Below are 26,357 nucleotides of genomic sequence, written 5' to 3' on the forward strand. Positions count from 1 at the left end.
CAGTTGACAACTTCGGCGTTGCTGATCAAGAGTATGATTTTGTTTCACGCAGAGGCGCTCCAGTCACAGAGAGTAAGAGTTTGAAATCATTGATTTTTCAATTTCATCCCCTAATTCAGCAACGCCACAACTTCCATGCTCACAAAGCGAATAATATTGGTATTGTTATGACTAATGATTGATTACACTCAAAGTCATAAGATTTTCTGCCATATCAAAATTAGCTGTTACATTCTGCACATCATCTAAGCCTTCTAAGGTATCAATTAACTTAAGAAGGGATTTAGCCTGATCAGGATATGTTACTTCCACATGATTACCAGGAATCCAACGCAACTCCACATCTATGACATTAAAGCCTGTTTCTTTGAGTGTTTGACTAAGTTTCTCTAAATTTACCACCTCAGTAAACACCTCAGCTGTTTCCTCTTCAATCATTTCATAAGACTCAGCATCACCTTCTAGGGAAGCTTCTAAAAGCTGTTCTTCATCAATCACATCCTCTACAGTACAAACACCTTTTTGAGAAAACATCCAACTAACACAACCTGTTTCCCCCAAATTTCCGCCATTTTTACTAAAAGCTACCCGCAAATCTGCGGCTGTGCGATTACGATTATCTGTGAGGGCTTCAATTAAAATCGCTACACCACCAGGTCCATAACCTTCATAGCGAATTTCTTCGAGGATGCTGTTATCGTTGAAAGTACCTGCACCTTTAGCGATCGCTCTCTCAATATTATCATTGGGAATTCCCGCTGCTTTGGCTTTATCAATTGCTGTACGCAGTTGAAAATTTCCCGCCGGATCTGGTACACCATTTCTAGCTGCAACAATAATCGCCCGCGATAGCTGGGTGAAGATATTCCCCCTTTTTGCATCTACTACCGCTTTTTGACGCTTAATATTTGCCCATTTACTATGTCCTGCCATAACTTGAAAAATATTAACACTCTATTCCAACATAGAATATATCTAGCTTTGACTCAGATGCAAATCTTAGGTTAACCCAGTTTGAATATTTGCTGGTGATATCTTGGACTAAGATCCTGGTGCAAGTTATCAAGTTTTAATGATGAAATTGCGTAATTTTTTTAATTATTTGTATCAATTTTTTATCAGCCGTAATTTCCCAACTACACTCAAGCAAGGACAATTCTACCTTAATAGTTTACTGCTAGTTATGCTCATGGGTATCTTGGGTTTAGGTGGCTGTCAGGCTATACAATCTCACAAAGTCACCCACATTACCCTATGGCATGGTGTCAATCCACCCGCAAATCGGGATATATTACAAAAGCTAGTAGATACATTTAATCAAAATCACCCAGATATCCAAGTTGAATCTCTTTATGTTGGTCAGCAAGATCAGCAAATGCCTAAAATTTTAGCAGCGGTGGTAGGAAATTCGCCACCTGATTTATTGTGGTATAATCCCACAATCGCCGGTCAATTAGTGGAACTGGGTGCGCTCATACCTTTAGATGATAAATTAGCTAATTCTCCAGTTAAAGCAGAAATTGACCCAGCTTTGTATACATCAATGGCATACAAAGGTAAAATTTGGTCAGTGCCGTTCGCTACAAATAATGTCGGTGTTTATTACAGACCAAGTTTATTCAAAGCCGTTGGAATTACTAATGTACCGCAGACTTGGGAAGAGTTACAGCAAGCTGCTAAACAATTGACTCGTGATACAAATGGCGATGGCAAAATCAATCAACATGGAATTTTGTTACCTGCTGGTAAAGGGGAATTTACGGTATTTAGTTGGTTGCCTTTTATGTGGAGTGGTGGCGGTAAATTGGTTAAAGGTGATGCACAAAGTCCAGCAGATGTGATTTTAGCTGATAATAAAGGAGCGATCGCCGCTTTGCAACTATGGCAAAATTTACTTAAAAATAATCATGCAGTTCTATCTGGACTGGAACGGGGTTATGAGGTAGAAAGCTTGATAACTGGTAAAGTAGCGATGCAGGTAACAGGCCCGTGGAGTTTGGGAGAATTTAAACAAAGTGGTGTAGATTTTGATGTATTTCCCATTCCTGTTAATCAAGAACCTGCTACAGTTATTGGTGGTGAAAATCTGTTTTTGTTTAAAACCACATCAAAACGAGAACAAGCCGCTTTCAAATTTGCTGAATATACCTTAAGTGCAGATTTTCAAACAGAATTAGCTTTAGGAACAGGTTATTTACCTGTAAATATTAAATCACGTCAAAGTCAGAAATATCAAGAATTTGTACAAGCACAACCACAACTTCAGGTATTTTTAGAACAAGCTAAACATGGGCGTTCTCGTCCCATTTTTCCTGGTTATACTCGCATTTCTGACAGTTTGGGAAGGGCTATTGAAGCGGTTTTATTGGGTAAAGCTTCCCCAGAACAAGCCTTGAAAACAGCCCAGCAACGCTTGGATTTAATTTTTAAGTGATTTATTTAGGTTCTGTGTGAAACTGCACACTGACTCCAATAATCCAATAACTGCTATGCTTAAATTATATATCTGTGAAATTTTCACAAATATGTTATTTAAGTAGGAGGTTACAATGCTCATAGAGTTTAGTATTGGTAATTACAGATCATTTAAGGATAAAGTCACTTTTAGTATGGTGGCTGCAAATATCGTTGCTAAAGAAAAAGAACTCGATGAAAACAATGTTTTTGCAGTAGATGATGATCTGAAATTACTCAAAAGTGCTGCTATTTATGGGGCTAATGCTAGTGGTAAAAGCAATCTAGCAAAAGCACTAAAATTTATGAAATGGTTTATGATTAATTCATCTAAAGAAACACAAAGTACAGAAAAAATTGGAGTTGAACCATTTGGGTTAAGTACAGAAACTGAAGCACAACCATCTTTCTTTGAGATTGTGTTTTTATTAAATGGTAAAAAATACAGATATGGGTTTGAAGCCACTCAAGAAAATGTAGTTTCAGAATGGTTATTTGATGTGCCAAGATCCAGAGAAACTCGGCTGTTTGAACGAATTAATGATGGAAATTCTAGTACAATTAATTTATCTAAAAGGTTCAAAGCTGAGGGTATTTATCCAAAAACTAGGCATAATGCACTTTTTCTATCAGTAGCAGCACAATTTAATGTTGAAAGGGCAGAAAATATACTAGCTTGGCTCACTAGAAAACTGCAAATTGTGTCGGGCTTGCATGATAAAGGTTATTTAGATTATACAGTAAGCTGTTTAGCAGAAAATAATATTAATAAAGAGGAAATTCTTCAATTAATCAAAAAATTAGATTTGGGTATTAGAGAATTAAGCGTAAAAGAAACAGTAATTACTCCTGATTCTTTGCCTAAAGACATACCAGATGAAGTCAAAAAATTTATTTTTAAAAGTGGTTCTCATAAATCAACTACAATTAATACTTTGCATCAAAAGTTTGATGATAATGGTAATTATGTTTCTATGGAATTATTTGATTTAGAAGATCAAGAATCTGAAGGAACTAAAAAAATAGTTGCTATTGCTGGTCCTTTAGTAGATACTCTTAAAGATGGTAAAATTGTGATATTTGATGAATTTGATGCGAGACTTCATCCTTTAATCAGTAAGGCAATTGTTGAATTATTTAACTCCAAGGAGACAAATTCTAAAAATGCACAACTAATATTTATGACTCATGATACAAACCTGTTGAGTAATAAACTATTTCGTAGAGATCAGATTTGGTTTACAGAGAAAAATAAATATGGTGCTACAGATTTATATTCCCTAGTTGAATATAAAGTTAGAAATGATGCCTCATTTGAAAGTGACTACATCAAAGGCAGATATGGCGCTATTCCCTTTATTGGTAACTTAAGTCAAATCATCGGTGAACCTAATGCCTAGAAAAAGTCCAGAGGTAAAGCCATCTCGTGGTTATTCTGATAGAAAAGTCGAAACGAGGGAGCCAATAGACAGATTTTTAATAGTTTGTGAAGGTGACAAAACTGAACCAAATTACTTTCGGTGTTTTCGTGTTCCTAAAGATGTAATTGATGTCAGAGGTTTTGGATATAATCCCAGTAAGTTAGTAGAAAAAGCAAAAGAATTAAAAACTCAAGGAGATTATGATCAGGTTTGGTGTGTATTTGATAGAGATGATTGGCCTAAACAGGATTTTAATAATGCTATTGCTAATGCTAAAAGAGAAGGATTTAAAATTGCTTACTCTAATGAAGCCTTTGAATTATGGTATGTTTTACATTTTGAATTTCTAAATACTGGACTTCCTAGAAAAGATTACATAACTAAGTTAGAAAAATGGCTAAAACATAAATATAAAAAGAATAGTGATATAATTTATGAGGAGTTAGAGATTTTTCAATCTACAGCAATCAAACACGCTCAAAATCTTCTTAATCAATATGATCCTCAAAATCCAGAAAGTGATAATCCTTCAACAACTGTACATCAGTTAGTTGCGGAGTTAAACAGATTTATTCGATAATGCTTAGATAGAGATTAGCAAATTCTTCTAAAGCTTGAAAACTTCCCACTTGCCAACTACGCTCAACAGTATCAGGTATAATCTGAGTAATGGCTATATCTTCAAAATAAGGACTTTGTTCAGATTTGATATATTTACCATCTTTCAACAAATAAATAGCCAGTTTCCCACTGTCAAAAATCCATAATTCAGGAACTCCAATCGCTTCATAAGCACCAAGAGTTGTTTTTGATGTCACATCAGTTTCTATTGCTAAATCTGGTGGTGGGTCATCCGGTTGTAAACGCCGCTTACCTATCATTTGTTGATAATTTTGAATATAAAAGCAAGCATCTGCTTCAACTCCGGCTGTACCTTGTTTTTTAAAAGTCGTAGAACCAAAAGGTTGATATTTAATCCCTTTAGCTTTCAGCAATATTTTAACAATATCGGAAATTAAATCTTTGGAAATCTCATGTTCAGGTAACGGAACCATAATTTCTAAATTACCCTGGTTGTAGGCAATTCGTGAAGCTCTTTTTTCTCCCAATTCTTGTAAAATAGATTCAAATTCTTCCCAAGTAACATCGGGAATGGTAACTGTGCTACCAGGTGTTAGTTGCATCTGGCTAACGGGTTTGAAAATGGGAATAGCTACACTCATAGCATTTATTATTTTTAATAGATCAAGTCTAACAAAAAGTAGGGTGGGCAATGCCCACCACAACCTACTAAACCTTAAACTTCTCAGTGATGCGTTTCATTGCTTCTTCTACATTTTCCCGACTATTAAACGCAGAAATGCGGAAATAACCTTCACCCGCAGCACCAAAACCTGATCCTGGTGTTCCTACAACGTTCACGGTTTGCAGCAACTTATCGAAAAATTCCCAACTGCTTAAACCATTAGGTGTTTTCACCCATACGTAAGGTGCATTCACACCACCGTAAACCTTTAAACCTGCGTTGGTGAGTTGTTCACGGATAATTTTGGCATTTTCTAAGTAGAAACTTACCAAAGCTTTAATTTGCGCTTGTCCTTCTTCAGAGTAAACCGCTTCCGCACCCCGTTGGACAATGTAGGAAACACCGTTAAATTTCGTAGACTGACGACGGTTCCAGAGTTTCCACAATTCTACATTAGAACCATCTGCGGCTTTTGCGGTGAGGTTTTTGGGAACGACGGTTAACGCGCAACGAGTTCCGGTGAAACCTGCGTTTTTGGAGAAAGAACGAAATTCAATGGCACAATCTCTAGCGCCTTCAATTTCATAGATAGAATGGGGAAGGGTAGGATCTGTGATATAAGCTTCGTAAGCCGCATCAAAGAAAATAATCGAACCGTTGGCTTTTGCGTAGTTTACCCAGGCTTGTAAATGTTCTTTGGTTGCAGTTGCACCGGTGGGGTTGTTGGGAAAGCAGAGATAAATTAAATCAACTTTTTGGGTAGGTATTTCTGCGGTAAAGTTGTTTTCGGCAGTGACTGGGAGATAAACTAAACCTGCATATTCGCCTTTTTCGTTAGCATCTCCAGTGTTACCCGCCATGACGTTAGTATCGACGTAAACGGGATATACAGGGTCAGTAACGGCAATAACGTTATTTTTGCCAAAAATCTCTAAAATGTTGCCTGAGTCGCATTTAGAACCGTCGGAAATGAAGATTTCATCGGCTTCTATAGCTGCGCCCCGTGCTTGGAAATCTTGCACGGCGATTTTTTCCCGTAACCAAGCATAACCTTGTTCTGGGCCATATCCTTTGAAGGTAGAGCGATCGCCCATTTCTTCCACTGCTTTTATCATTGCAGTCCGGCAAGCTTCTGGCAAGGGTTCAGTAACATCACCAATACCCAAACGGATGATTTTCGCATCGGGGTTAGCTTGCGCGAAAGCATTGACACGGCGAGCAATTTCGGGGAATAGATAACCAGCTTTGAGTTTTAGGTAGTTGTCGTTAACAGTAGCCATCGTAGATTTTGAAGAAACGCACTAAAATAGCTTACTGTAATTGATGGCTGGGATCTTTGGTAGCTGTGGATCTCTATATAGAGAAAAAAATAAGCCGCTATAGGTATGATCCTATGGCGACTATCAGAATTTTTAGCTACTTACAAGTTTTCATAATCTTGTGTGCAGCTATTAAAGTAATGTGGAATATTAGTTAGGAATGGTGCGACGACGACGGGCAACTACCATTCCACTAGCTACTAAACCTAGACCTAGCAAGGAAGCTGGTTCGGGAACGGATTGTGTAGGAGGTGTGACGTTAGGAATACCAGCCAATACTTTATCACTACCACCACCAGCATTTACTTGTTGAAAGCGGCCTCCGACTTGAAGTGAGCCATTTTGGAAACCATTTAAAAACTGCTGTTCAAGAGAGTTGGCTAACAAGTTAGCACCACTGAGTAAAAAGCTAACAGAAGTAGATTGACCTGCTGTTAAACCCTGTTGGGGATTTCCACCTACAAAGTTTCCTGGACCTGCAGAACGAATACCGAAATCAAAATCATTAGCTAATCCAGGTATATCTACATTACTGTATGTGTTTGTGAATGCACTAGTTTTGGGATCGTAAGTATAGTTTAATCCAGGAAGAAAATCGAAAGCCACACCCACCAGAGTTGCAGCAGTCGCTCCCAATGCAACTGTACCGTTAGTAGTGTTTGTTATACCAATATTCAATAAAACGTCATTACCCTGCTGCACAAAATCATAGTTTAAATCAGCTGTTGCACCAGTATTTTCTGTACTACCAAATTGTGGGTTGATAGATAATGTGAAAGCTTGGGCTGCGCTGGGTGCGAGTAAAGAAGAGGCGATCGCAGCAGAAGCTAGTAAAGCAGAGAATTTAGATTTCATTTAGGGTGGTCTCCTTAGTTGTTTTTGTAACTTTTCTTTTGTTTGTCCCGATGTGTTTCACTCTACGACCCATTAAAAAAATATGGAATATGCAAAGTAGCTTTTTTGTCATCTCTTTAAATAAAAAGAGCTTGTTTGAAGTCAACATAAAGCTGTTTTCGGGTGGGTGGCAATACTTATCGGTGAATGGGAAGGGTTAGAAAAACATTGAATCCTTACCCAGTCAGCTTTTCCCTACACCAATTTCCAGATATGAGTAGAATTCTGTACAGTATGGGGGTGTCTTGAAAACTCCATCAAAATAGATTGCGGTATATCACGTACATCCCACTGATATATAGGATGATCAAAGCTAGTCCATCCCAAGTGATGTACATCCGTGAACGACTGACAGTATGATAAATCAACCCTGTAATAGCTACGGAAGTCATGATCATGCCTACAATAGAGGTGAAAATATGTATCTGGCTAATATTTGACCACAGACTACCCGGAAGGTAGACCAAATCATAAAAGCCCAAAATTGCTAAATTAGTGATATTTGAGCCAAAAACGTTGGATACTGCTAACCCCCCAACCCCCTTCTTTGGTAGGGAAGGGGAGTCAAAGTCTCTCCCCTCGTAGGGGAGAGGTTTGGAGAGAGGTTTTATATTTAATTGTGCCAAGCTACTTAAAATTTATGTTTTACAAAAATTTTGAATTTTGAATGTAGTTCATTTCATCTGGTTTAGATATAGTGCATCAAGATATTAACACTCCGCGAATTTCGATTATTATTCCCACTCTCAATGAAGCGAATAATCTCAAAGCAGCAATTAGCAGCACTCAACCTAGTAATAATGTAGAAGTAATTGTTGTTGATGGTGGTTCAAATGACGGTACACCATCTGTAGCTCAATTTTTAGGTGCAACTGTTATCTCTTCTGCTCCCGGTCGTGCTATACAAATGAATACAGGTGCTGCGATCGCTAGTGGTGAAATTTTGCTGTTTCTTCATGCTGATACTCGTTTACCCACTGGGTTTGATGCGATGATTCGCACAGCATTACAACAACCAGCAACTATAGTTGGTGCCTTTGCGTTGCGAATAGATTCACCTCATTGGGGTTTGCGACTGGTAGAGTGGGGAGTAAAATGGCGATCGCACCTTTGGCAAATGCCCTATGGTGATCAAGCTATTTTTTTAACCAAAAAAGCATTTGAAGAAGTTGGTAATTTTCCCCAAATGCCAATTATGGAAGATTTTGAACTGATTACTAGATTAAAAGGTCTCAATAAAATTACAATTATTGATGTTCCTGTAATTACATCACCCCGCAGATGGTTAAAAAAGGGAATTTTTATGACTACCCTACTTAACCAAATCATAATCATTGCCTATTTATTCGGTGTTTCACCAGAACGCATCCGTAAATGGTATCGTCGAGAAAAATTCAGGAGAATTTAAGCTGTTTCTCATTTAACTCCCTTATATTGGCAGATAATAATCGGTAATTGCTAAAAATCAGGTTAATTCCATGATACCAAAGCACAAATCCCGATTCAATAGCAAACTCCAGCTATTATTATTAACTTGTCTAGTTGCTACCCTGATAATCATTACCAAATTTGTTAACATTCAACAAATTTTACAAACATCTATTATTTGGGTACAAAATCTAGGCATTTGGGGACCAATTGCGTTTATTTTTATCTACAATTTGGCAACATTATTATTTATTCCTGGTTCATTATTAACCCTAAAAGGTGGTTGCTTATTTGGTATATTTTGGGGTTCTATATATGTGTTAATTGCTGCTATGTTGGGAGCAGTTTTAGCTTTTATCATTGGACGTTATTTTTCACGAGATTGGATTTGTCAACAATTAGAAAAACATCCTACATTTAAAGCTATTGATCAAGCTGTTGCTCAAGAAGGGTGGAAAATTGTTTTATTAACTCGTCTTTCTCCTCTTTTTCCTTTCAATTTATTAAATTATGCTTTTGGTGTAACAAATGTTTCTATCAAAGACTACATTTTAGGCTCATTTGGCATAATTCCTGGAACTGTTATGTATGTTTATATTGGTTCCCTAACGACTAATTTAGCCATGATTTCAGCACCTAATCAACCAACTAATCCAGAAAGCAAAATTTGGCAACTTGTTCTACAAATAGTAGGGTTAATGGCGACAATTATTGTTAGTATTTACATTACCCAAATTGCTCAAAAATTCCTCAAAAAAAGTGTGGAAGCAGTAGACAAATAATGATGCAAAAAACCAAGTAATAAGTAACGCAAAATTATGATATTGTCAAAAATCAGATCCATCCAAAACCTATTAAAAAGGTGTGTCAAGAAAACTCTTATGTATCAATTTTCAAGAACAATGATATTAACTTTGTTATTACTATTTATAGTTTTGATATTGCAACCGGATGTAGTTTTAGCACAACAAGCGGTTAATCCATCTGCTTTCAATCCCCAAGCTATTTTAAGAAATGCTTTACAGTGGATTGATAGCCTTGGTACAGTGGGAGCAATAGCCTTTATTGCTATCTATATAATTGCGACCATTGCCTTTTTACCAGGATCGATTTTAACTTTAGGTGCTGGAGTTGTGTTTGGGATTGCCTGGGGTTCTTTGTATGTATTTATCGGTGCAACTTTAGGTGCAACAGCAGCATTTTTAATAGGACGTTATTTAGCGAGAAATTGGGTTACTAAGAAAATTGCTGATAACAAAAAATTTGCTGCTATTGATAACGCTGTGGGGAGAGAAGGACTAAAAATTGTTTTGTTAACGAGACTTTCTCCCATATTCCCCTTCAATTTATTAAACTATGCTTTTGGAGTTACTGCTGTTTCTCTCAAAGATTATTTTCTCGGTTGCTTGGGGATGATTCCCGGTACAATTATGTATGTTTATATCGGTTCCTTAGCAGGTAATTTAGCCTTGATTGGGACTGAGAATCAACCTACCAATCCTACTCTAACATGGATAATTAGAATTGTTGGTTTTATTGCCACAGTTGCAGTTACAATTTATGTGACTCGATTAGCCAAGACAGCTTTAGATCAAGAAGTATCTTAAAATAATTTGTAATAGTGCTTCCAGTCACGTCAGGGATATGTAATTTGTAATCCTTTCTCATTATTTTCCAGAAAATGTTAAATATCAAACTGAAAAAATCTTATTGAAGGTATATGTATTGTAAAGAAAACACATGAAATGATTAACTCAAACAGACAATTACAAAATAATTTATACTTGACAATTTAGAGGTAATACTAATGTCTAACTTAGAATTTGAGAGAATCACAGTTCTACCAATGGATGAGTATAATCAAAGGTTGGTAGCTAACGTTCATCCTGAAAATTGGGTGAATCCTCAACCTGCTGATTGTTATGATTTAGTAGTAATTGGTGCGGGTACAGCAGGATTAGTTGTAGCTGCGGGTGCTGCGGGTTTAGATTTGGGTTTAAAAGTGGCATTAATTGAAAAACATCTCATGGGTGGAGATTGTTTAAATGTCGGTTGTGTACCATCTAAATCTCTAATTCGGTCTGCTCGTGTAGTTGGTGAAATATGGAAAGCTAAAGATTTAGGTGTGAATATTTCTCAACATATTGATGTTGATCTTGCCACAGTTATGGCTAGGTTGCGGCGGATTAGAGCAGGTATTAGTCATCATGATTCAGCTGCGAGATTTAAAAATTTAGGTGTTGATGTTTTTTTGGGTGGTGGGAAGTTTGCAAGTAATAATACTATAGCAGTTGATGGTCAAATTCTCAAGTTTAAAAAAGCTGTAATTGCCACAGGTGCAAGAGCAGTTAAACCAGAAATTCGCGGCATTGAAGCAGCGGGTTATTTAACTAATGAAACAGTTTTTTCGCTGATTCAAAAACCAGAAAAATTGGCGGTAATTGGTGGCGGTCCGATTGGTTGTGAATTGGCACAAGCTTTCCGGCGTTTGGGTTGTGAGGTGACATTATTTCATAATAGTTCTCACATTTTGAATAAAGAAGATCGGGAAGCAGCAGAAATTTTGCAACGAGTTTTGAGTGATGAAGGTATTCGCCTGGTGCTAGATTGTCAGTTAGAAGAAGTGGTGACAGTAACTGAAGGAAAGCGGCTTTATTTTTCATCAAATGGTCATCGAGATTCAGTAACTGTAAATGAAATTTTAGTAGGTGCGGGACGTGCGCCAAATGTGGAAGGTTTAAATTTAGAAGCGGTGGGTGTGGAGTACGATAAAAAGCATGGTGTGAAGGTAAATGATTATCTCCAAACTACTAACTCTAATATTTATGCAGCTGGTGATATCTGCATGAATTGGAAATTTACCCATGCGGCTGATGCAGCAGCGCGAATTGTGATTAAAAATACATTGTTTTCGCCTTTTGGTTTGGGACGTTCTCAACTGAGTAAGTTAGTAATGCCTTGGGTGACATATACTGATCCAGAAATTGCTCATGTAGGAATGTACGCTGATGAGGCGGAAAAAATGGGTTTGGAAGTGACAACAATTAAAATTGCTTTTAATAATGTAGATCGAGCGATCGCTGATAGTGAAGAGTCAGGATTTTTGAAGATTCACCACAAAAAAGGATCTGATGAAATTCTCGGTGCAACCATTGTTGCTAGTCATGCAGGTGAGATGATTTCAGAAATTACTACTGCAATTGTTAATAAAATTGGTTTAAGTAAATTAAGCAGTGTGATTCATCCTTACCCAACTCAAGCAGAAGCAATTAAAAAAGCAGCCGACGCTTATCGACGTACACTACTAACACCCAGAACTAAAAAACTTTTGGGATTTTTAACAAAATTCTCCTAATTACTTAATCTTGTTCTAAATTCTCAAGATTGGTAATAATTAATGAGTAGAAATTTAATCAGGAGCATCTATTTTAATTCCTGATCTGAAAATTATTCTGACTCCTGTACGGGCGAACGGCTGTTCGCCCCTCCTGACTCCTGTACGGGCGAAGCATTCGAGTGTTCAATTATCAATTTTTTTTCCAAAGCTATTTTCCGAATGCTGATGCTTCCAGCACGCTCCGCGAACGCCCCTACGACTCCTGAATTCTCTTTAAAGTTCTGATTCCGTCTCAGGAGCAATAATTTCCCCAGTACCCATTTTCAAAATCATATCCTGGTCGGTAATCAGTTCGCTGAGTTCTTTAACTTTTAAATTCATTGTTTCACAAGCTATGCGTAGTTCTTGAGCAAATGTTTTGACATCATCACCATAGCCACATTGATAAGCAGCAATTGTAATTCCTTGTTTGGCATTTGCTCTAGCACAATCTACTAGTTCTGTACCATATAATTGTGTTGGCGATACCATAGACTTATTCATTCTTAATTATACTTCATTCCCTAAATAGATTATCAATCATGGCAGGTTCAATCATCCCTCTAATGGCGGAAATTGAATAACAAATAAAAAAATATCCCCAAATTTCTTGTGCTGCGGGCATCTTCACCACTAATAATAAAGGACGGGCTGGATGCCCATCCCACAAAATTAGCTAATTTATTTTCTGGTGTTACCTGACAAGTATTCTGCCTTCTGAACGGGAATTTTTCCAGTTGGGGAGCCACCAATTTGGACGGGTTTCAGTGGTGTGAGACACAAAAATCAGCCGTTGACTATTTCTCCACCATTAGGATGTAGCACTTGACCAGACATATAGGAAGAGTCATCAGAAGCTAAAAATACAAAACTTGGTGCTACTTCTTCCGGTTGTCCGGCTCTTCCCATTGGTACTTGTGCGCCAAAAGTTTCTACTTTTTCTTCTGGGAAAGTTGAAGGAATTAAAGGTGTCCAAATTGGACCTGGTGCTACAGCATTGACACGAATTCCCTTGGAGACTAAATTTTGAGATAGGGAACGAGTAAAGGCAACAATAGCACCTTTAGTAGACGAATAATCTAATAGTTGGGAATTACCTTTATAAGCTGTAACTGATGTTGTATTGATGATAGCACTTCCTTTATGCAAATACTTCATCGCGGCTTTAGTGAGGTAAAACATTGAGAAAATATTAGTCCTAAAAGTGCGTTCTAATTGCTCTTGAGTAATATCTTCAATGTTACTTTTAGGGTGTTGTTCAGCAGCATTATTGACAAGAATATCAAGTTTACCAAACTCATCTACTGTTTGTTCTACAGCTTGTTGACAAAACTTCTGGTCAGTAATATCACCAACAATAGATACTGCTTTGCGTCCATGTTGTTCGACTAAGTTTTGTGTTTCCTTTGCATCTTGATGTTCTTGCAGGTAAACTATCGCTACATCTGCACCTTCTTTAGCAAATGCGATCGCCACAGCACGACCAATACCACTATCTCCACCAGTAATTAAAGCGATTTTATCTTTTAATTTACCACTACCCCGATATTGTTCATCATCGGCTTTGGGTTTTGGGTTCATTTCTGATTCTAAACCAGGTGGTTCCTGTGTTTGTGGTGGTTGTAACGTCTTTTTTGCTGCCATAATAATGCACTCCTAATTTGTGTATTGAAAATCTGTATCGGCTCAATTACCAATTACTAAAAGTAAACCTTGGATCGAAAATTTCCATCCAAGGTTTACTTTTTGCTTTCGCTCCCACTAGTCTTCTGCAAGTTCAGACTTTTCCTACCCCGGATATTAGCCGCACTGAAATTCTGGCAATTGGCGCGGCTTTTTAAGCTTCCTCCTCACATCCCACACGCTCTTCATCCAACCACTGAAAACAAGTACACAACTCTCTGTTGATGCAGGATTTATCCTTCACATCTGCTCTCAATTTAACTGTTATTTTCTGGTTATTTATCGTTCTATGGAAATAAACAAAGTGTCAATTTTATCAACCTTTAGATGTAGTCCTCATTCATTGTCAATCATGGATTTTGCATGATGCTTAATATCGGTAATTTCGCAGCCTTGACAATTTAACTAGTAGAGTTAAAAATTAACTTTGGGCGATGTTTAAACTGATCACAGCTAAAATCGCCATCTACACTTGTTTACTAAATTAACAAAAAGATACACACGAAATCATCTGCTCATGTCTTCCTTGGGATATACCTAAGATAGTGAGGCCAAATTGGGCTATATTTGGGATCTGGGTTATGGTGACAATGAATATTTCCGAGTTAGAGCAGGTTGATAAGTTTCGCAATTTACAATTAACTTTGCGCGAACGCTGGAAAACAAGCGAGTTATTTGACAACAGCGAAGCGGATATTTTAATTATCCCCTCTTTGAGCATCGACCAACGGGAACTGCAAAAAATAGAAGGGTGCGAACATTATGAAGAAAGATTACTATTTTCTTTGATGCGGTTGCGAAATCCTCGCACTAGGTTAATTTATGTAACCTCAATGCCACTACATCCTAGCATTATTGATTACTATTTACAACTACTACCCGGAATCCCATTCTCCCACGCTCGTCATCGTTTATTACTACTTTCGACTTATGATTCTTCCCTGAAACCCCTCAGTCAAAAAATTTTAGAACGTCCCCGCTTACTAGAAAGAATTCGTCAAGCTTTGCGGTTAGATAAAGCTTTTATGGCTTGTTACAATTCCACCTTTTGGGAAGCAGAATTATCACTAAAATTGAATGTACCTCTGTATGCTGCTGCACCAGATTTACAGATTTGGGGTACAAAAAGTGGTAGCCGGCAAATTTTTGCTCAAAGCGGTGTACCCCATCCAGATGGTAGCGAATTAGTTAAAACTGCTGCCGATTTAGCAACAGCAGCAGCTGATTTATGGGAACGTCAACCAACATTAAAACGGATGGTTGTAAAACTGAATGAAGGTATTTCTGGGGAAGGAAATGCTCTTTTGGATCTCCGTCCCTTGATAGATGTTGCACCAGGGAAAAGTTCTCATGGTGAAAGAATATCAGCAATCATTAATAACTTTTCCAATCTACGCTTTCAAGCCACAAAAGAAACCTGGGCGAATTTTTCTCAACGTATTCCAGAATTAGGCGCAATAGTAGAATCATTTATTGAAGGTGAAATCAAATTTTCTCCCAGTGTCCAAGGACGCATTACACCCGATGGAAAAGTGGAAATTCTTTCCACCCATGATCAAATTCTCGGAGGTCCAGACGGACAAATTTATCTCGGTTGTCGCTTTCCTGCGGATGAAAAGTATAGATTAAGATTACAGACATTAGGTTTACAAGTAGGTAAAAAGCTTGCAGAAAAAGGCACTTTAGAAAGATTTGGCGTTGATTTTGTCACCGTAGATCAAGGTAATGGTAAATGGGATATTCAAGCTATTGAAATTAACCTCCGCAAAGGTGGAACAACTCACCCTTTCATGACCTTGAAATTATTAACTAATGGACGCTATGACTTGTCCACTGGCTTATTTTACAGTCAGCAAGGAAAAGCTAAATATTACGTTGCTACAGACAACTTACAAAAAAACCGCTATCGGGGATTATTACCCAATGATTTAATGGATATTATTGCTCATCACCGATTACATTTTGATAGCGGAACTGAAACAGGGACAGTATTTCATCTCATGGGTTGTCTTTCTCAGTTTGGTAAGTTGGGATTAACAAGTATTGGTGATTCTCCCCAACAAGCAGAAGACATTTATAACAAAGTTGTCAAAGTTCTTGATCAAGAAACTAGTGATGAACCCAATCATTATGCCCTATTTTCAGATTATGCTTTTCCTGTTGCTGGGGATGGATATAATTATTGATAAATTGTCATAATTCATAATTCAGAAATTAGAATTCTGAATCATCAAATTCCTGAATTCATATGTTTCCATCTGCGTTTATCTGCGTTTATCTGCGTTTGATTATTATTAGCTACCAAACCTAGCAAGAAATACACCTAACTGTATACAGATAATTCCTAAAATGGCGCTACCAAGCCAATAGCTAGTTGCAGTTAATAAATTACCATTACGTATTAAAGCCAGAGACTCTAAACCATAGGTAGAAAAAGTTGTATATGCACCTAAAAAACCAGTTGCAAGCATCAACCGTAATTCTGGGGAAATAATTGCTACTTTCTCAGCAGCCAAAGTAGTGAAAAATCCCATCGCTAAACAACCACTGAGATTAATAAAAAACGTGCCATAGGGAAAATTAATACCCAATCTTTGGGCAAACCATAATGTTAAATAATAGCGACTTAAAGCACCAGCGATCGCACCTAAACTAATACCTAACGATTGGCGCAAATTGGGATCTTGTAGCATAGTAGAGATATAAACGGCATAACCTGATTGTATTTTGACAATATAATCGGAAAACCGTACCCATACAATAGGTTTTCATCACTGTACCTCAAAATTGAACTTGATACAATCAAAACATAGCTAAACTAATGCTGTTATCTACTCATTCAACAAAATTATGCAGCATTAACAGGAGAGTGCAAAATGGGAAATCAATTCAAAACTGCTGTTTTGTTAGCCGCACTGAGTGGCTTATTAATTGCCATTAGTTATTGGGTAATTGGTGGTACTAGTGGCTTAATTATAGGCATAGGTTTAGCAGCAGTTACAAACCTATTTTCTTGGTATCAATCTGATAAAATTGCCCTGGCAGTTTACAAAGCTCAACCTGTTAGCGAAGCCCAAGCACCTGCACTTTATCGCATGGTGGAAAGACTGTCAACCCGTGCTAATATTCCCATGCCAGGAGTTTACATTGTTCCAGGACAAACTGCCAATGCTTTTGCTACAGGAAGAGACCCAGAACACGCTGCTGTTGCTGTTACTGAAGGCATTTTAAACATATTACCAGAGGAAGAATTAGAAGGTGTAATTGCTCACGAACTCACCCACATTATTAATCGTGATACCCTAACTCAAGCCGTTGCTGCTACTGTGGCTGGTGCGATTTCTTTCCTGGCACAAATGTTAAGTTATAGCCTGTGGTTTGGTGGTGGTTCAAGAGATAATGAAAGAGGTGGTAATCCTTTGGGAGTGCTAGTAACCGTGATGCTTGCACCTATAGCCGCCACAATTATTCAATTAGCAATTTCCCGCACCAGAGAATTTTCTGCTGATGCTGGTGCTGCCAAATTAACAGGTAATCCCCGCGCTTTAGCTAGGGCTTTGCAAAGATTAGAAGCCACAGCAAAACAGATACCTTTAAATGCTAATCCAGCCTTTGAACCATTATTGATTATTAATCCGATTTCTGGGCAATTTCTAGGTAATTTGTTTTCTAGTCATCCTGCAACTGAAATGCGTGTGGAAGCATTGCTGAAAATAGAAAGAGAATTGGCAGGTAGTTATTAATTTGTACAATATCCCCAACTTTTTTGAGAGGATGTTTGAAAAGTTCAAATATATAAAACCTCTCTCCAAACCTCTCTCCTACGAGGAGAGAGGCTTTGAAACCCCCATTCCCTTGTAGGGAAGGGGGCAAGGGGGGTTAGGCTCTGAGGCTTTTTCTGTTTCATACAACACCCCTAAAACATCGTTTTAAAAAAGTCGGGGATTTAAACATTTACATATTTAACTAAAAATCAGTTGTAAATCTAAAATAAAACCTGGCAATACATCCTCTCCAGATAAATTTGTAGGAGATTGTAAAACCTCTACCTCTTGATTTTGGCGATAAATTTCTACTTGTTTATCTTTAGGATTAATTAACCAACCTAACAGCAAACCATTATTAATATACTCCCGCATCTTCGCTTGCGTATCTTCTAAATCATCGCTTTCAGAAACTAACTCAATCACAAAATCAGGGCATAACGGCAGAAACTTTTTTCTTTGTTCTGGTGTGAGTGCATTCCATCTTTCTATCTTTATCCAAGACACATCAGGAGAACGAGTACCACCATTAGGTAATTTAAAACCTGTGGAAGAATCAAAAGCTTTTCCTAAATTATTTTTGCGATTCCAAAACCAAACTTGTCCACTTAATTCTAAGTTTCTCTCTCCCGTTTCTCCCCCAGTTGGTGACATAACAATTAATTCACCTTCCGATGATAATTCCAAACGTAAATCTTTATTAGCATCCACAATTTCCACAAATTCATCATCTGTGAATTTTAATGATTTTGGTATTTGTAAAGTTACAGAAGTCATGATTCATACCTCGTGACCATAACATTATATTTTGATCCCCCCTAACCCCCCTTAAAAAGGGGGGAACCGGAATTAAAATCCTCGTTCCCAGTCTCTGACTAGGAATGCTTTCCGGGAGGTAGAACCTCCCATCATATCGACATTTTTAACCTAAACCCAGAAAACCAGAAATTAGCGGCAAAAGCTTACTACATTCTTCAAGCAATGTGGGTACACTCATGAGAATACCCTTTAACATTGTAATTGCTGTATCTGCTAAATCTTGTTTTTCTTGAGGATTTTGTGCTGCTTCTGCTAAAGCTTTGACTTGCTTGAGTGCTTTTTCTTTATCTTTTGGTGTTAAATCAGAATCAGCTTCAATTGCTGTTTGCAGTTGTGTCAAAATTTCCTTAATTCCCATTTTCTCTGGTTCGGGTGAAGGTGGTAATTCATTAATAGTATTTGTTACCGTACCACTAATATCCATTTCACCTAAATTCAAAGCTTGTCCACTAGCATTAAAATCTCTACCGACACTACCAATTTCAACTTTACGACTGGAATCATTACTGTTAGTCATATTTTTATTTTCCACTTTGTTATCAACTTGAACATTTATAGGTTTATTCGCTAATAATCTCACAATCTCTGTCATTTCCGCACTTTGTTGGCGATAAATAACTATCTCATTATTTTTAGCTTGTAATTCTGCTTTATATTTTTCCTCTACTGCTGCTAATGCTAATTGATAATTTTGAGTAAAATCGCTGTGAATCTTTTCTTTATCAACGCCTTCAGGTGCATTCACCTTAACGACAACTACCCCATCACCTTTATTTTCAATACTCTGGATAGATAATTCAGTGTCTTCATTTTGGTTCTGCACCTTGCCAAAAGCATTAACAAAAGCTTTCCAGTCAATACCGTCGCGGAAAATTAAATCAACAGTATTTAAAACCTCTTCAAATAATTTGCTAAATTCTCCTGGTTTAAATTCCCCACTACTAGGACGGCGTTCACGGTCATCTGTTCCCAGTTTAGGATATTCTAAAAGATAAACAAAGCGACAATCTACATTATCTAATATAGTTGTACTTTCAATATTCCAAGCTTCCAGACAAGCACCTGTCATTTGAGCATTCGTGAAATTAGTACCGACGGCTTGAGCAAGAGTCAAATTTGCCCATTCTAAACAAGCACCCTCAAAAGTAGCTTCAACAATATCAGCATCTTTTAAATTCGCCTCTTTCAAGTCTGCACCTATCAGGTTTGCACCTCTGAGGTTTGCACCAGTGTAAGATTTACCCCTACCATTTAGAGTAATGAGCAAATTGAGAACACCAAGGTTACTCAATATAGTATTACCTGGTCTGGCAAAATCCAGTTTTTTCGCTTCATAAAAACGAGTGCGCGTTAGATTTGCTTTTCTGAAATCTGTGTTTTTCAGGGTTGCGCCTGTAAAATCAGCATCAGTTAAATCAGCACCACGAAAACTTGTCCCATTTGTAGTAGCATAAGCAATAGCGAATGAACGAATCCAAGCATCTTTTCCATCTCCAAAAAAACTACGCCAGCCAATGTAATCGCTAAAAAGCACGAACATTACGACTTCAGCTACACCTACTGCTTCGGCTACGGCTTGGGTTACGACTGCGGCGAAGGCTACGGTTACGGCGTAGGTTCTAGCTAAGGCTACGGCTCCAACTCCGGCTACGGCTACAGCAAATACTACGACTCCAGCTACGGCTCTAGCTTCAGCTACGGTAAAGGCTACGGTTACGGCAAAAGCTCCGGCAAAAGCTCCAGTTAATGTGAAGGCTACAGCTACAGCGCCGACTCCGGCTACAGCTACGGCTCTGGTGAAGACTCCAGCTATAGCAAAAGCGAAGGCTACAGCTATGACAGAGGCTACGGTTACGGCGAATACTCCGGTTCCGGCTATTAAACCCTTACGAATAGTGACAATACAAAAGACTGTCACCATAACTAGGACAACTGTTTGAGCAATAAAAATTTCAGAGTTTTTGGTATCAAAAATAAATGTTATCACTGTACCAATGATGATTGAGAAAAACCCTGATAGTGCTGAAACTAGGAACGCAACTATTAGTAAAACAATTACCCAACGTCGCTGTAGTCCAGCCTTGGCACCAGTAAAATCAGCACCTTTAAGAATAGCGTTGGTAAAATTTGCACCTCTAATATCGGCTTTGCTAAAGTTAGCTCCTGTCAGGTTTTCACCTTTAAAAGAGCGTCCTTGGAGATTTTCACCGGAATAGTCTGGCGGCATAATCGCGTCAGCAAGAGTTTATTTATTAGATTTTATACATACTTGCTAGACTTTATGCTATTTTTTGGCGAAATTCACTTAAACTCATCTGTCTGCTGTACTCAAAGCGGCTAAAAAATTAATCTTTGGAAAAATACTGAATCGTTTGATTCAATAAATAAGGGTTTAGCAATGCTAAACCCCTACAAAATAAACTTTTTTCTTCCTACTTTCTACCTGATTACACTAATAATTATTCGCATAACTAGCCACCTTCCTATCAACTAATACAAGATTAGCTACAGCATATTTAACAACCAAACATTCTTGTGTAGCATGACAAGAACTCTTTAAAACTTGCGTTTTCACAGCATCTTTCACAAGTTTAGCCTGGTATGTATAGAGAGAACCAGCAGGATTTTCAAAAGTTAGCTCTGCTAACATTGTATTATTATCCATGCTTTGCTCTAAAATTTTACCTGCTACTTTATTATTAAACCAATTCCAACCTTGACTAAAAATTATTTCTCTTTCCAAAACCTGTAATACCGGGGGCAAAATTCCCCAACCACGATAGACTTTATTTAAAAATTGTATATCACCAGTTCGAGTTAAAATTGATTTGAATGAATCTTGATCCAGTACACCATAATATCTTGCTTCTGGTAAATCTATCGCTGTTGGTGCAAACCGATGTCCGCCAAAATGGCTGGATCTCCAAATTCTCACATGATCAAATTGCAATTCAGAAATAGTATTTTTAGCATGAAAATAAAAAGGATTGCCATATCTCGCACAACATTGATCATGGCTACCATGTGTACAAACTAAAATATCTCTAGTTATACTATTTTCTACTTGATAATCAGCATTTCCACCTGATAACCATTTCCGCACAACTCCCGCGACTTGTTCAATATTTGGTAACTTAAATTCTTGCTTGCGGTAGCCATTACTTAAACCTTCTTGTTTTTGATAAATCAACAAAGTTGTTTGTTCTACTTTATGTGATTCATCATTAGCAATTAACAAAAACCGAATCGGTAATTTACTACGCTGCACCTCAGAGACTAAAACCCGTAAATTATCAGGAACCCATTTGGAATTAAAGGCTTCTGACATCCAAGGTGTAGGACATTCTACTAAAATATAAGTTTGGTAGTTTGTAGCACTACCAATAATTTCTTCTCCTACTTGTCGGGAATAGTCAGAACAGAAAAATGTATTCATATTAATTTGCTCAAGAATCGATTTTATAGACAAAGATAATGAAAAAGTAAAATTGTGTTTCTAGCTACTACTGTCGATGTTCATAAATTAAACAAGTAAAAACAACTTTCCACTTTATAAGCTTCTGGTTTTTGAAAGTATTTCCGGTTAATAAATCCTCTATTTACAAATCTCAGCATCAATAGGATTATTACTTCCGTAGTAAACACGGTTATTATGTATATGATTTTATTAAGCCATTCAGAAAATTTTACCTGCTGGAAATTGATTTTTATAAAATTAGATTTTACGCTCTTGGTAAATAAATTAAACCTTTTTGCAGTCGAGTCACACCAACTAGCCCTGGATTTATACTTTACATTAATGTAATTAATATTACAAGCTTCGATATTGCCCACCGCAAGGTTAATTTGTGAAGTTTTGCTTAAATCTAAATTATCTATATCCTCCTCAATAGCTGTTGTCTCTATATCTAAGGACATAGTTGGACAAGGTTGGATTGTATCAATTGATGTATTCATATTGATAATAATTCTCAACTTTTTACGAAAAAAATATAAACTATAAAGCTATTCCCAGGAGGAATTATCAGGAAATTGAACTGATCAGCCCAAAGGCAGATGGCAAGAGGGATAAGAGTTTTTATCTGTGGTGCTGTACTCAAAGTTCATCAACCACGAAGATGCTAAAAGTCTTATTATGATTGATTTTTGAGCATCTGTATCAACTGTAACAGAATTTAATCAGAAAAGCAAGTATTTGAGAAAATTTCTCACTTTTACTAATCTTTGTCATTAGATCGGGATTACCTAAGTCTAATCATTATTTAATACAATAATCATTAGAGTTTCCAATCCAATAAATAGGCAAAAGGCTATAAAGAGCTTGGACTTCAAAAAACGTAATACCCAGATCCCCGACTTCTTTGAGCAGTCGGGGATCTATCTGGTTATGTTGCTCTACTTATTACGAAACATTGCATTTGAGAGGTTGTTTGAAAAGTATTGTATGAAACCAGCAATTGCCAGAAACCTAACCCCCTACCCCCTTCCCTACAAGGGAATGGGGATTTTAAAGCCTCTTCCCTTGCAGGGGAGAGGTTTGGAGAGGGGTTAATTTATACATAAAAAACTTTTAAAACATCCTCTGATTGATAAATTTTAATTACTAATTATGGCTGTTGCATATTTCTGTTTTAATGCTGAATTAAATTATTTTTTACCCAAACATCAGAAGCAGGTAAAAATATCCCATTATTTTGAGGAAAGAAATTCTATTAAAGATACGATTGAGTCTTTTGGAATTCCTCATACAGAAGTTAATTCTATAGAAGTTAATGGGGAATATGTCAATTTTTCTTATATAATTCAGGATGAGGACAATATTAATGTCTATCCCATTTCTGCCAGTCTGAATACATCAAGCATTTCCCTACGACCAAAAGCACCCAGTGTGATCCGTTTTGTGCTAGATGTTCATTTGGGTAAGTTGGCTACATCTTTAAGGTTGTTAGGTTTTGATACTTTATATAGTAATGACTATGGGGATGAAGAATTAGCACAAATATCTTCTAACCAAGAGAGAATTCTGTTAACTCGTGATAAAGGTCTTTTGATGCGAAGTTTGGTGACTCATGGCTATTATGTCAGGAATACCCAACCGCAACAGCAAATTTTGGAAGTTATGCAACGTTTCGATTTATTTACAGTAGTATCACCTTTTAAAAGATGTTTGCGTTGTAATGGGTTATTGGTATCTGTTGATAAAGAATCTGTGATTGATCAATTACCAGCAAATATAGAATTACAGATAAATGAATTTCATCGCTGTCAAGACTGCACGCAAATTTATTGGAAAGGGTCACACTATACACGACTGCAAAATTTTATTGCCGAGATAATGGGGAGGGAATAGGGAATAGGGAATGGGGTATATATTTGCCGATGCCCAATACCCAATATATAATTAATGCCCTATTTGGAAAATGTTATGACATTAATATTAGCTCTTGATTTTGGTGGAACTAAACTAGCAGCAGCGACAGTGGAAGCTGGTTCTAGGGAGTGGTTGTGTTATGAAAATCGTCTTTCACCTGCAAATGCAGATGCCTTGAGTGATGTAGAAATTATGCGATCGCTCATTGAATCTGTATTAGATAGACGCAAACCAGATGCTATTGGTGTCAGTTTTGGCGGACCAGTAGACGCAGCCACCGGACTCGTCCGACTTTCTCATCATGTTCCTGGTTGGGAAAATATACCCCTTAAACAACTGCTAGAAGAAGAATATAATGCTCCTGTTAGCATAGATAATGATGCTAATGTTGCTGCTGTTGGCGAACATCGCTTTGGTGCTGGTCGTGGATATGATAGTTTGTTTTACATCACCATCAGTACAGGTGTAGGTGGCGGTTGGATACTCAACGGTAAACCTTGGCAGGGTGCTGGTGGCATGGCCGGAGAAATTGGCCATATAGTTGTAGATCCAGCCGGTCCAGTATGCCTATGTGGAAAGCGCGGATGTGTAGAACGTTTAGCTTCTGGGCCTTACATGGCACAAAATGCACGGGAACTACTGGAGAAAGAAACCCATAATTCCCCAACCAGCACCAGAGGAGAAATACTTAAATATTTGGTAGGCAACGATTTGAACGTAATTACCGGGCAAATAGTGAGTGTAGCCGCAGCGCATGGTGATGAACTAGCCAGAGAAGTATTATACAAAGCCGCTTGGGCGCTGGGTGTAGGAATTGGTAACGTGGCCAACTTAATGAACCCCCAACGCTTTGTTTTAGGTGGTGGAGTCACCAAAGCCGGGGATAGTTTTTGGGCTACAGTACGCAAAGTGGCACACGAAACCGCATTACCAGAAGTGAATTTTGAAGTTGTGCGGGCGTTGTTGGGGGATGAAGCCCCATTGTGGGGGGCTGTGGCTTTGGGTTTGGATGTTGTACGGTAATTTAAGGAACAGGGAACAGAAAAATATATACTGTCACCTGTCACCTGTTATCCTAGCGATCGCGTTTTTTCCCATAGTGTGATGCAGAGGAACTATCACCAGACTTTTTTGCTGCCTTATAACCCGATCTCCGTGGTGTCGTTTTCCGTTTAGCAGTAGCGCCAGCCGTCTCCTGATCACCTCCAGGTTGGGGTTTTTGTCTGCGTCCATTTTGAATTGGTTCAGGCTTAATATCCGGGTTAATTCCAAAGCCAGCAAGCACTTCTAATGACAACGGCTGCTTGATCAGTTTTTCGATATCTGCCAACAAATGTAACTCATCGACACAGACCAGAGACACAGCCTCACCTTTTGCACCAGCGCGGCCTGTGCGACCGATACGATGAACATAATCTTCTGGTACATTGGGCAAATCGAAATTGACAACATGGGGTAATTCACTAATATCAAGACCCCTAGCTGCAATATCGGTGGCTACAAGTACCTGTAACTTACCATCCTTGAACTTTGCTAAAGCGTGGGTACGCGCCCCTTGGCTTTTATTCCCGTGAATTGCCAATGCTTGAATGCGGTCTTCATTCAACTGCTTCACCAGACGGTCAGCACCGTATTTAGTCCGAGTAAACACCAGAACTTGATACCAATCATCTTGTTTAATTAAGTGTGCTAGTAAGTGACGCTTTTTATCACGGTCTACCTGATAAGCTCTTTGTGCGATCGTATCTGCGGTAACGTTGCGGCGTGCTACCTCAATCATCGTCGGGCGATTCAGCAACCCTGCGGCTAGTTCCTTGATTTTATCGGAGAAGGTAGCAAAGAATAACAAATTTTGACGCTGCTTAGGCAAAATCGCCAGAATCCGCCGGATATCACGAATAAAGCCCATATCCAGCATTCGATCAGCTTCATCCAACACCAAAACCTCAACCCGTGATAGGTTCACCGTTCCCTGTTGCAGATGGTCTAGCAGTCTTCCAGGAGTAGCAACCAGAATATCGACACCGCTTTTCAACTGCCGTTTTTGCGGATTAATACTTACCCCACCGAATATCACCGTTGATTTTAGTTTCAGATACTTACCATAATCATGCACATTTTCCTGTATCTGGGCGGCGAGTTCCCGTGTAGGGGTGAGAATCAACGCCCGAATAGGCATCCATCCAGTAGGATTACTTTTAACGTTGTTGTTTGACGACAACTGATGTAGAAGTGGCAAAGTGAAACTCGCGGTTTTTCCCGTACCTGTTTGAGCGCCCGCTAGTAAATCACCACCCGCTAATACTGCTGGAATCGCCTGTGTTTGAATTGGCGTGGGTTTGGTGTATCCTAGTTCTGTAACTGCGCGAATAATTTCATTGGACAAGCCGAGATTAGAAAAAGACATAGAACTCCGTAAATAACATCGGCCTGTCGCTCATTACAGCGTCAGTCTTAGGCGGAATGTGGGTTTGAAGGGCTGCATAGGCAAAGTACCCCAAGACTGAGAGCATAAGCCGCAGCACTGTATTTTAACAGAGTTTGGCTATTGATTTGTAGAAGTAAACTTTTTAACAAAAAAT

At 38.1% G+C, this 26,357-nt stretch carries 24 protein-coding genes; 11 read left to right on the forward strand and 13 right to left on the reverse strand.

Features of this window, described 5'->3' with window-relative positions:
* Positions 1–171: 171 nt before the first annotated feature.
* Complete coding sequence (locus H6G06_RS05160; RefSeq protein WP_190557719.1) at positions 172–933, reverse strand: YebC/PmpR family DNA-binding transcriptional regulator; 762 nt, start codon at positions 931–933, stop codon at positions 172–174.
* A gap of 142 nt (positions 934–1,075) precedes the next feature.
* On the opposite strand from H6G06_RS05160, the gene H6G06_RS05165 reads away from it, so the two are divergent.
* The 3 genes from H6G06_RS05165 to H6G06_RS05175 all read left to right on the forward strand — a co-directional run bounded on the left by H6G06_RS05165 (position 1,076) and on the right by H6G06_RS05175 (position 4,455).
* On the forward strand, positions 1,076–2,434 hold the full coding sequence (locus H6G06_RS05165) for an ABC transporter substrate-binding protein (RefSeq protein WP_190558514.1): 1,359 nt from the start codon (positions 1,076–1,078) through the stop codon (positions 2,432–2,434).
* Between the two features lie 115 nt (positions 2,435–2,549).
* Positions 2,550–3,854 carry an AAA family ATPase gene (locus H6G06_RS05170; protein WP_190557721.1) on the forward strand — a complete coding sequence of 435 codons (1,305 nt, stop codon included), beginning with the start codon at positions 2,550–2,552 and terminating at the stop codon, positions 3,852–3,854.
* Entirely contained in the window at positions 3,847–4,455 is a 609-nt protein-coding gene (locus H6G06_RS05175) for an RloB family protein (protein WP_190557723.1), read from the forward strand. Before H6G06_RS05170 ends, H6G06_RS05175 begins: the two co-directional genes overlap by 8 nt.
* On the opposite strand, the gene H6G06_RS05180 is transcribed toward H6G06_RS05175, so the two are convergent.
* From H6G06_RS05180 to H6G06_RS05195, 4 genes are all read right to left on the reverse strand, one after another.
* The gene (locus tag H6G06_RS05180) at positions 4,445–5,098 is read right to left on the reverse strand and encodes a Uma2 family endonuclease (RefSeq protein WP_190557725.1); all 654 of its coding nucleotides are present in this window, start codon (positions 5,096–5,098) and stop codon (positions 4,445–4,447) included. The two genes, H6G06_RS05175 and H6G06_RS05180, sit on opposite strands and share 11 nt — an antisense overlap.
* 67 nt (positions 5,099–5,165) lie before the next feature.
* On the reverse strand, positions 5,166–6,401 hold the full coding sequence (locus tag H6G06_RS05185) for an LL-diaminopimelate aminotransferase (protein ID WP_190557727.1): 1,236 nt from the start codon (positions 6,399–6,401) through the stop codon (positions 5,166–5,168).
* Between the two features lie 189 nt (positions 6,402–6,590).
* A complete protein-coding gene (locus tag H6G06_RS27230; protein WP_242039598.1) occupies positions 6,591–7,295 on the reverse strand; it encodes a PEP-CTERM sorting domain-containing protein in 705 nt (234 codons plus the stop codon).
* 296 nt (positions 7,296–7,591) lie between these two features.
* Complete coding sequence (locus H6G06_RS05195; RefSeq protein WP_338422913.1) at positions 7,592–7,960, reverse strand: hypothetical protein; 369 nt, start codon at positions 7,958–7,960, stop codon at positions 7,592–7,594.
* Positions 7,961–8,031: 71 nt separating this feature from the next.
* On the opposite strand from H6G06_RS05195, the gene H6G06_RS05200 reads away from it, so the two are divergent.
* From H6G06_RS05200 to H6G06_RS05215, 4 genes are all read left to right on the forward strand, one after another.
* The gene (locus H6G06_RS05200; protein WP_190557729.1) at positions 8,032–8,742 is read left to right on the forward strand and encodes a TIGR04283 family arsenosugar biosynthesis glycosyltransferase; all 711 of its coding nucleotides are present in this window, start codon (positions 8,032–8,034) and stop codon (positions 8,740–8,742) included.
* 70 nt (positions 8,743–8,812) lie between these two features.
* On the forward strand, positions 8,813–9,544 hold the full coding sequence (locus H6G06_RS05205; protein WP_190557731.1) for a TVP38/TMEM64 family protein: 732 nt from the start codon (positions 8,813–8,815) through the stop codon (positions 9,542–9,544).
* Between the two features lie 120 nt (positions 9,545–9,664).
* The gene (locus H6G06_RS05210) at positions 9,665–10,369 is read left to right on the forward strand and encodes a TVP38/TMEM64 family protein (protein ID WP_242039599.1); all 705 of its coding nucleotides are present in this window, start codon (positions 9,665–9,667) and stop codon (positions 10,367–10,369) included.
* Between the two features lie 200 nt (positions 10,370–10,569).
* On the forward strand, positions 10,570–12,117 hold the full coding sequence (locus tag H6G06_RS05215; RefSeq protein ID WP_190557734.1) for a mercuric reductase: 1,548 nt from the start codon (positions 10,570–10,572) through the stop codon (positions 12,115–12,117).
* Between the two features lie 255 nt (positions 12,118–12,372).
* Here H6G06_RS05215 and H6G06_RS05220 read toward each other — a convergent pair whose 3' ends face one another.
* Positions 12,373–12,630 (reverse strand): hypothetical protein, encoded by a 258-nt coding sequence (locus H6G06_RS05220; RefSeq protein WP_190558516.1) that lies wholly within the window; start codon positions 12,628–12,630, stop codon positions 12,373–12,375.
* A 294-nt stretch (positions 12,631–12,924) separates the two neighbouring features.
* Positions 12,925–13,782 carry an SDR family oxidoreductase gene (locus tag H6G06_RS05225; RefSeq protein ID WP_190557736.1) on the reverse strand — a complete coding sequence of 286 codons (858 nt, stop codon included), beginning with the start codon at positions 13,780–13,782 and terminating at the stop codon, positions 12,925–12,927.
* A gap of 620 nt (positions 13,783–14,402) precedes the next feature.
* On the opposite strand from H6G06_RS05225, the gene H6G06_RS05230 reads away from it, so the two are divergent.
* Positions 14,403–16,007: a peptide ligase PGM1-related protein gene (locus tag H6G06_RS05230; protein ID WP_190557738.1), complete on the forward strand. Its 1,605-nt coding sequence runs from the start codon at positions 14,403–14,405 to the stop codon at positions 16,005–16,007.
* Positions 16,008–16,115: 108 nt separating this feature from the next.
* On the opposite strand, the gene crcB is transcribed toward H6G06_RS05230, so the two are convergent.
* Entirely contained in the window at positions 16,116–16,514 is a 399-nt protein-coding gene (crcB, locus tag H6G06_RS05235; protein ID WP_190557740.1) for a fluoride efflux transporter CrcB, read from the reverse strand.
* Between the two features lie 183 nt (positions 16,515–16,697).
* On the opposite strand from crcB, the gene H6G06_RS05240 reads away from it, so the two are divergent.
* Positions 16,698–17,564: a zinc metalloprotease HtpX gene (locus tag H6G06_RS05240; protein WP_190557742.1), complete on the forward strand. Its 867-nt coding sequence runs from the start codon at positions 16,698–16,700 to the stop codon at positions 17,562–17,564.
* Between the two features lie 219 nt (positions 17,565–17,783).
* On the opposite strand, the gene H6G06_RS05245 is transcribed toward H6G06_RS05240, so the two are convergent.
* The 4 genes from H6G06_RS05245 to H6G06_RS05260 all read right to left on the reverse strand — a co-directional run bounded on the left by H6G06_RS05245 (position 17,784) and on the right by H6G06_RS05260 (position 22,361).
* Entirely contained in the window at positions 17,784–18,362 is a 579-nt protein-coding gene (locus H6G06_RS05245; RefSeq protein ID WP_190557744.1) for a Uma2 family endonuclease, read from the reverse strand.
* Positions 18,363–18,507: 145 nt separating this feature from the next.
* Positions 18,508–20,631 carry a pentapeptide repeat-containing protein gene (locus tag H6G06_RS05250; protein ID WP_190557746.1) on the reverse strand — a complete coding sequence of 708 codons (2,124 nt, stop codon included), beginning with the start codon at positions 20,629–20,631 and terminating at the stop codon, positions 18,508–18,510.
* Positions 20,632–20,856: 225 nt separating this feature from the next.
* Positions 20,857–21,840 (reverse strand): sucrase ferredoxin, encoded by a 984-nt coding sequence (locus tag H6G06_RS05255; RefSeq protein ID WP_190557748.1) that lies wholly within the window; start codon positions 21,838–21,840, stop codon positions 20,857–20,859.
* 80 nt (positions 21,841–21,920) lie between these two features.
* On the reverse strand, positions 21,921–22,361 hold the full coding sequence (locus tag H6G06_RS05260) for a hypothetical protein (protein WP_190557750.1): 441 nt from the start codon (positions 22,359–22,361) through the stop codon (positions 21,921–21,923).
* Between the two features lie 652 nt (positions 22,362–23,013).
* Between H6G06_RS05260 and H6G06_RS05265 the strand changes: the two genes are divergently transcribed.
* On the forward strand, positions 23,014–23,754 hold the full coding sequence (locus tag H6G06_RS05265; RefSeq protein ID WP_190557752.1) for a Mut7-C RNAse domain-containing protein: 741 nt from the start codon (positions 23,014–23,016) through the stop codon (positions 23,752–23,754).
* 75 nt (positions 23,755–23,829) lie between these two features.
* Positions 23,830–24,798 carry an ROK family protein gene (locus H6G06_RS05270; RefSeq protein WP_190557754.1) on the forward strand — a complete coding sequence of 323 codons (969 nt, stop codon included), beginning with the start codon at positions 23,830–23,832 and terminating at the stop codon, positions 24,796–24,798.
* Positions 24,799–24,850: 52 nt separating this feature from the next.
* Here the strand turns inward: H6G06_RS05270 and H6G06_RS05275 are convergent, their stop codons facing one another.
* Positions 24,851–26,182, reverse strand: coding sequence for a DEAD/DEAH box helicase (locus tag H6G06_RS05275; protein WP_190557756.1), 1,332 nt, complete (start codon positions 26,180–26,182; stop codon positions 24,851–24,853).
* Positions 26,183–26,357 lie beyond the last annotated feature (175 nt).

The sequence above is a fragment of the Anabaena sphaerica FACHB-251 genome, assembly GCF_014696825.1.
Taxonomy (GTDB): Bacteria; Cyanobacteriota; Cyanobacteriia; order Cyanobacteriales; family Nostocaceae; genus RDYJ01.